The following is a 1,894-nucleotide window of genomic DNA, read 5'->3' as shown; positions in this document are numbered from 1 at the left end:
AGCAGTCGATCGTGATGCTGATGATGGGCCTGGAGCTGATGATCAACGGGATCATCCTGGCCGCGGCCGCGTTCTGGTACTTCCTCGCCCCGGCCTCGACCGACGGCCAGGTGATCGTGGTGGCCGTGGTGACCGCGATGGCGATCGAGATGGCGATGGGGTTCGCCGTGGTCACCGCGATCTACCGGGCCAAGCAGGTCGACATGACCGACTCGGCCGCCGAGCTGAAGGGCTGAGCCGTGCACGGCGCCCTGCTCCTCGCCCTCCTCGTCGGTCTGCCCACCGTGACCGGGGCGGTGCTGCTCATCGCCCGCCCCACCCGCGGCGCCACCGCGGCCGGCGTCGCGACGGCCGCGCTCACCCTCGCGATCGCGGTGGCCGCCGCGGTGACCCGGCCGGCGTCGGAGGTGGCGTTGCTGGCCGGTGTGCGGGCCGGGTTCGCCGTGGACGGGTTGTCGGCGGTGCTGCTCGTGCTGGTCGCTGCGGTGCTGCTCGCCGCGCTCGTCGTCGCCGCGGCCGAGCCGGAGCTGCGGACCGGCCGGTTCCACGGCCTGATGCTGATCTTCGCCGGGGCGATGCTGGCCACCGTCACCGCCACGACGCTGCCGGTGCTGCTGATGGCCTGGGAGGTCATGGGCGCGATGAGCTGGGCGCTGATCGGCTACTGGCTCGACGACCGGGCGGGGACCCGCGCCGGGACGGTCGCGTTCCTGACCACCCGCGCCGCCGACCTGGGGCTGTATGTGGCCGCGGGCGCGGTACTGGCCGGTGGGGCGGGCACGATGGCGCTCGCCGAGCTTCCGGGCCTGGACGGCGGCTGGCTGCACGTCGCGGTCGCGGGTGTCGTGCTGGCCGCGCTCGGGAAGTCCGCGCAGCTACCGTTCAGCTTCTGGCTGTCCGGGGCGATGCAGGGACCGAGCCCGACCTCGGCGTTGCTGCACTCGGCGACGATGGTCGCCGCCGGTGGCTACCTGCTGCTGCGCACCGCCCCGGCGCTGGAGGCGACCGGTTGGGCGGCGCCGCTGGTGGCGTGGGTGGGTGTGGCCACCGCACTGGTGCTGGGCTTGGTCGCCGCGGTGCAGGACGACCTCAAGCAGCTGCTCGCCGCGTCTACCTGCTCGCAGATCGGGTTCATCGTGCTGGCCGCCGGGACCGCCGCGACCCAGGCCGGGGCGCTGCAGACCGTGGCGCACGCCGCCGTGAAGAGCCTGCTGTTCCTGGTCGCCGGCCTGTGGCTGGCCACCCTCGGCAGCCGCAGCCTCACCGGTGGCCTGCGGGGTGCCGCACGCCGCCACCGGGTCGTCGGCGCCGCGTTCACCGTCGGGGCGCTCGCGCTCGCCGGGCTACCGCCGTTCGGGTTGTGGGTCGGCAAGGACGCCGTGCTGGCCGCGACACCGTCGATCTCACCGGTGTTGTACGTGGCCGGGCTGGTCGCCGGGTGGACCGCGGCGTTCTACGCCGGACGGGCGCTGTGGTTGGTCTGGCGCCCTGCGGCCGGTCCGGTCACCGGCACCGGGCCGACCCGGCTGCCCCGCCCGGCCGTGGCGACGACCGTCGTGCTCGCTATCGCTGCCGCGGCCGCCGGGCTGCTGGCGCTGGGGCCGGCACCGCTGCGCCCGCAGCCGGCCCCGCAGGGCTGGGAGCTCGCGGTCTCCGCCGTGCTCGCCGCCATCGGCGTCCTGGTGGCCCGGCGCTACGCCGAGCGGGCTCCGGCCCCGGGGCTGTTGGTGCGCTGGATCGAACTGGAGGAGCTCGCCCAGCGCGGTCTCGCCCGGCCGGTGCTGGTCCTGGCCGGGGCACTGGCCCGGATCGACGATCACGGCCTCGCCCGCGTCCCCGCCGGCGCGGCCCGCGCCACCGCCCGGCTGGCCACACTGGTCACCGCGCACGGCGA

2 protein-coding genes are annotated in these 1,894 nt (G+C 75.5%); both read left to right on the top strand.

The window, feature by feature from the left end; all coding sequences use genetic code 11:
• Positions 1-236 (top strand): NADH-quinone oxidoreductase subunit NuoK (locus tag BM093_RS34685; protein ID WP_093357681.1); only part of this gene is annotated, 236 nt, incomplete at its 5' end.
• A 3-nt stretch (positions 237-239) separates the two neighbouring features.
• Positions 240-1,894: proton-conducting transporter transmembrane domain-containing protein (locus BM093_RS34680; RefSeq protein WP_245774003.1), on the top strand; the 1,655-nt coding region annotated here is incomplete at its 3' end.

Origin of the sequence: Pseudonocardia ammonioxydans (assembly GCF_900115005.1) — a bacterium.
Taxonomy (GTDB): domain Bacteria; phylum Actinomycetota; class Actinomycetes; order Mycobacteriales; family Pseudonocardiaceae; genus Pseudonocardia; species Pseudonocardia ammonioxydans.
Note: the sequence above shows the minus strand (reverse complement) of the source record. Positions and strands in the feature narration are given on the sequence as shown.